This is a genomic window from Curtobacterium sp. ME12 (assembly GCF_903970855.1).
Classification (GTDB): Bacteria; Actinomycetota; Actinomycetes; order Actinomycetales; family Microbacteriaceae; genus Curtobacterium; species Curtobacterium poinsettiae_A.
In genome coordinates this window covers 1-5,547 of record NZ_CAJCKD010000067.1, presented here as the reverse complement: position 1 = coordinate 5,547, position 5,547 = coordinate 1, and the positions used below count along the sequence as shown (strand labels likewise).

Genomic DNA, 5,547 nt, shown 5'->3' with positions numbered 1-5,547 from the left:
ACGTTAAGTCCGGCGGCGTCCTACTCTCCCACAAGGTCCCCCTTGCAGTACCATCGGCGCTGAGAGGCTTAGCTTCCGGGTTCGGAATGTGACCGGGCGTTTCCCTCTCGCTATGACCACCGGAACACTCTCGACCATGGATCTTGGTCTCAAAGCTGTCCCGACTGCTGCCTCCCGTGTGGAAGACAGAGCGGTGTATTCAGTTTCGATTCCCGATCGTCTGTCGGGAACCACAAAGTGGACGCGAGCCCGTGCAACACGTGCACGGAAATCAGTGTGTTATCAAGTCTTCGGCTTATTAGTACCGGTCAGCTCCACGGGTCGTTAGTCCCCGCTTCCACATCCGGCCTATCAACCCAGTAGTCTGCTGGGAGCCTCTCACACTCAAGGTGCATGGAAATCTCATCTCGAAGACGGCTTCCCGCTTAGATGCTTTCAGCGGTTATCCGGTCCGAACGTAGCTAATCAGCGGTGCCCTTGGCAGAACAACTGACACACCAGAGGTTCGTCCATCCCGGTCCTCTCGTACTAGGGATAGATCTTCTCAAATTTCCAACGCGCGCAGCGGATAGGGACCGAACTGTCTCACGACGTTCTAAACCCAGCTCGCGTACCGCTTTAATGGGCGAACAGCCCAACCCTTGGGACCTACTCCAGCCCCAGGATGCGACGAGCCGACATCGAGGTGCCAAACCATGCCGTCGATATGGACTCTTGGGCAAGATCAGCCTGTTATCCCCGAGGTACCTTTTATCCGTTGAGCGACAGCGCTTCCACAAGCCACTGCCGGATCACTAGTCCCGACTTTCGTCCCTGCTCGACCTGTCAGTCTCACAGTCAAGCTCCCTTGTGCACTTACACTCGCCACCTGATTGCCAACCAGGTTGAGGGAACCTTTGGGCGCCTCCGTTACTCTTTGGGAGGCAACCGCCCCAGTTAAACTACCCATCAGGCACTGTCCATGAACCCGATCAGGGTCCTACGTTAGACATCCAAAGTGACCAGAGTGGTATTTCAACAATGACTCCACGAACACTAGCGTGCCCGCTTCACAGTCTCCCACCTATCCTACACAAGCCACTCCGAACACCAATACCAAACTGTAGTAAAGGTCACGGGGTCTTTCCGTCCTGCTGCGCGTAACGAGCATCTTTACTCGTAGTGCAATTTCGCCGAGTTCGCGGTTGAGACAGCTGGGAAGTCGTTACGCCATTCGTGCAGGTCGGAACTTACCCGACAAGGAATTTCGCTACCTTAGGATGGTTATAGTTACCACCGCCGTTTACTGGGGCTTAAATTCAGAGCTTCGCCCAAAGGCTAACCCTTCCTCTTAACCTTCCAGCACCGGGCAGGCGTCAGTCCGTATACATCGTCTTGCGACTTCGCACGGACCTGTGTTTTTAGTAAACAGTCGCTTCCCACTGGTCTCTGCGGCCTTCAACGCTCACGGAGTAAATCCGGTCACGCGTCCGGCCCCCCTTCTCCCGAAGTTACGGGGGCATTTTGCCGAGTTCCTTAACCACGATTCTCTCGATCTCCTTGGTATTCTCTACCTGACCACCTGAGTCGGTTTCGGGTACGGGCGGCTGCAACCTCGCGTCGATGCTTTTCTCGGCAGCATAGGATCACTGATTTCCCCTTACGAGTACGCGTCGGATCTCAGGCACACAGACGACGGATTTGCCTATCGTCAGCCCTACATCCTTACACCAGGTTCACCTTACGGATACCATCGCCTGGCTCAGCTACCTTCCTGCGTCACACCTGTTCATACGCTAACCGCACCAGCATGGGGTCGAGCGTTAGACCGGCCACCATCACCCCGAAGGGATCCGGTTGTACCGGGTTAGGACTCTTAGCACCACTGGATTAGCTTGGGCGGTTGTTCGCCGGTACGGGAATATCAACCCGTTGTCCATCGACTACGCCTGTCGGCCTCGCCTTAGGTCCCGACTTACCCAGGGCGGATTAACCTGGCCCTGGAACCCTTGGTCTTTCGGAGGACGGGTTTCTCACCCGTCTTTCGCTACTCATGCCTGCATTCTCACTCGTGTAGCGTCCACGGCTGGATCACTCCGCCGCTTCACTCGCCACACGACGCTCTCCTACCACTCCGCACGACTGAACCACGAAGGCTTGTCTATAGTGCGAAATCTACAACTTCGGTGGTGTGCTTGAGCCCCGTTACATTGTCGGCGCGGAATCACTTGACCAGTGAGCTATTACGCACTCTTTCAAGGGTGGCTGCTTCTAAGCCAACCTCCTGGTTGTCTGTGCAACTCCACATCCTTTCCCACTTAGCACACGCTTAGGGACCTTAGTTGGTAGTCTGGGTTGTTTCCCTCTCGACGATGAAGCTTATCCCCCACCGTCTCACTGCTGCGCTCTCACTCACCGGCATTCGGAGTTTGGCTGACGTCAGTAACCTGTTGAGGCCCATCGGCCATCCAGTAGCTCTACCTCCGGCGAGAAACACGCAACGCTGCACCTAAATGCATTTCGGAGAGAACCAGCTATCACGAAGTTTGATTGGCCTTTCACCCCTATCCACAGCTCATCCCCTCCATTTTCAACTGAAGTGGGTTCGGTCCTCCACGACGTCTTACCGTCGCTTCAACCTGGCCATGGATAGATCACTTCGCTTCGGGTCTAGAACATGCGACTCAAACGCCCTATTCAGACTCGCTTTCGCTACGGCTGCCCCTCACGGGTTAACCTCGCCACATATCACTAACTCGCAGGCTCATTCTTCAAAAGGCACGCCGTCACCCCTACTAAGGAGGCTCCGACGGTTTGTAAGCAAACGGTTTCAGGTACTATTTCACTCCCCTCCCGGGGTACTTTTCACCTTTCCCTCACGGTACTTGTCCGCTATCGGTCATCTGGGAGTATTTAGGCTTATCAGGTGGTCCTGACAGATTCACACGGGATTTCTCGGGCCCCGTGCTACTTGGGATACACATCCGGCCATAACACCATTTCGTCTACGGGGCTGGCACCCACTACGGCCCGGCTTTCAAACCGGTTCGACTATGATGCGCTGTAACCGCCCCAGTCCGGCAGAACTGAGTGACGTGTCCCACAACCCCGACCATGCAACGCCCGCCGGCTATCACACATGATCGGTTTAGCCTCATCCGCTTTCGCTCGCCACTACTCACGGAATCACATGTTGTTTTCTCTTCCTGTGGGTACTGAGATGTTTCACTTCCCCACGTTCCCTCTACCCGCCCTATATATTCAGGCGGGAGTCACCAGGTCGCAAAACGCCTGGCGGGGTTTCCCCATTCGGAAATCCTCGGATCGAGGCTCGATTATCAGCTCCCCGAGGCTTATCGCAGATTTCTACGTCCTTCATCGGCTCCAGATGCCAAGGCATCCACCGTTTGCTCTTAGAAACTTGACCACAAAGATTAAAATTGCGATCCAACGTCACCACACCAACCCGAAGGCTGATCATGGATGACGCGAATCAAAGATGCTCGCGTCCACTGTGTAGTTCTCAACATACGATCGGCACCAGCACTCCCCCACCACAACGGTAGGTTCACCCTGGCCCGACGAAGGACCCGTAGGCCCAACCCCCACCACCACTCACGCGGCAGCAGGAAGCCTGGTCCCTCAGGACCCAACAACGTGCACCAGCCAGCAGCTTCACCCCGACCCGTCCCAACCCTGCAAGCAGAGCGTACTGAGGTCGGAAGCATCACTCCCAACTGCACTGTCAATGTTCCACCCATGAGCTACCCGTCGGACACGTTCGGTCCGAACCAGGCGCCTGGACCAGCAACCAACCACCCATGATGGGCGACCAGCACTGACCAGATGCTCCTTAGAAAGGAGGTGATCCAGCCGCACCTTCCGGTACGGCTACCTTGTTACGACTTAGTCCTAATCACCGATCCCACCTTCGACGGCTCCTTCCACAAGGGTTAGGCCACCGGCTTCGGGTGTTACCGACTTTCATGACTTGACGGGCGGTGTGTACAAGGCCCGGGAACGTATTCACCGCAGCGTTGCTGATCTGCGATTACTAGCGACTCCGACTTCATGAGGTCGAGTTGCAGACCTCAATCCGAACTGAGACCGGCTTTTTGGGATTCGCTCCACCTTACGGTATCGCAGCCCTTTGTACCGGCCATTGTAGCATGCGTGAAGCCCAAGACATAAGGGGCATGATGATTTGACGTCATCCCCACCTTCCTCCGAGTTGACCCCGGCAGTCTCCTATGAGTCCCCGGCATAACCCGCTGGCAACATAGAACGAGGGTTGCGCTCGTTGCGGGACTTAACCCAACATCTCACGACACGAGCTGACGACAACCATGCACCACCTGTACACCGACCACAAGGGGGCGACCATCTCTGGCCGTTTCCGGTGTATGTCAAGCCTTGGTAAGGTTCTTCGCGTTGCATCGAATTAATCCGCATGCTCCGCCGCTTGTGCGGGCCCCCGTCAATTCCTTTGAGTTTTAGCCTTGCGGCCGTACTCCCCAGGCGGGGCGCTTAATGCGTTAGCTACGACACAGAAACCGTGGAAAGGTCCCTACATCTAGCGCCCAACGTTTACGGCATGGACTACCAGGGTATCTAATCCTGTTCGCTCCCCATGCTTTCGCTCCTCAGCGTCAGTTACGGCCCAGAGATCTGCCTTCGCCATCGGTGTTCCTCCTGATATCTGCGCATTCCACCGCTACACCAGGAATTCCAATCTCCCCTACCGCACTCTAGTCTGCCCGTACCCACTGCAAGCCCGAGGTTGAGCCTCGGGATTTCACAGCAGACGCGACAAACCGCCTACGAGCTCTTTACGCCCAATAATTCCGGACAACGCTTGCACCCTACGTATTACCGCGGCTGCTGGCACGTAGTTAGCCGGTGCTTTTTCTGCAGGTACCGTCACTTTCGCTTCTTCCCTACTAAAAGAGGTTTACAACCCGAAGGCCGTCATCCCTCACGCGGCGTTGCTGCATCAGGCTTTCGCCCATTGTGCAATATTCCCCACTGCTGCCTCCCGTAGGAGTCTGGGCCGTGTCTCAGTCCCAGTGTGGCCGGTCACCCTCTCAGGCCGGCTACCCGTCGTCGCCTTGGTGAGCCATTACCTCACCAACAAGCTGATAGGCCGCGAGTCCATCCCCAACCAAAAAATCTTTCCACCACCAGACCATGCGGCCAGTGATCATATCCAGTATTAGACGTCGTTTCCAACGCTTATCCCAGAGTCAGGGGCAGGTTACTCACGTGTTACTCACCCGTTCGCCACTAATCCACCCAGCAAGCTGGGCATCATCGTTCGACTTGCATGTGTTAAGCACGCCGCCAGCGTTCGTCCTGAGCCAGGATCAAACTCTCCGTAAAAAAATACAGACCCAACACCCGAAGGCATCAGACCGAGTTGATTCTGACTGTTGACTGTCTACTGACAATCTTCAATCCAAAAGGAATTGCTTCATGACCCAGCCGGACAAACCGACCAGGCACGAGGTCAATCAATAAATTGGCATTGACAATGTGCACGCTGTTGAGTTCTCAAGGACCAGACGCACT

At 55.6% G+C, this 5,547-nt stretch carries 3 rRNA genes; all 3 read right to left on the bottom strand.

Annotation, left to right across the window (positions count from 1 at the left end):
• Nucleotides 1-7: 7 nt before the first annotated feature.
• Nucleotides 8-124 (bottom strand): 5S ribosomal RNA (gene rrf, locus H7A73_RS17820).
• A gap of 154 nt (nucleotides 125-278) precedes the next feature.
• Nucleotides 279-3,406 (bottom strand): 23S ribosomal RNA (locus tag H7A73_RS17815).
• 430 nt (nucleotides 3,407-3,836) lie between these two features.
• Nucleotides 3,837-5,358 (bottom strand): 16S ribosomal RNA (locus H7A73_RS17810).
• The 16S, 23S and 5S rRNA genes sit together here, the layout of an rRNA operon.
• Between the last annotated feature and the right edge of the window lie 189 nt (nucleotides 5,359-5,547).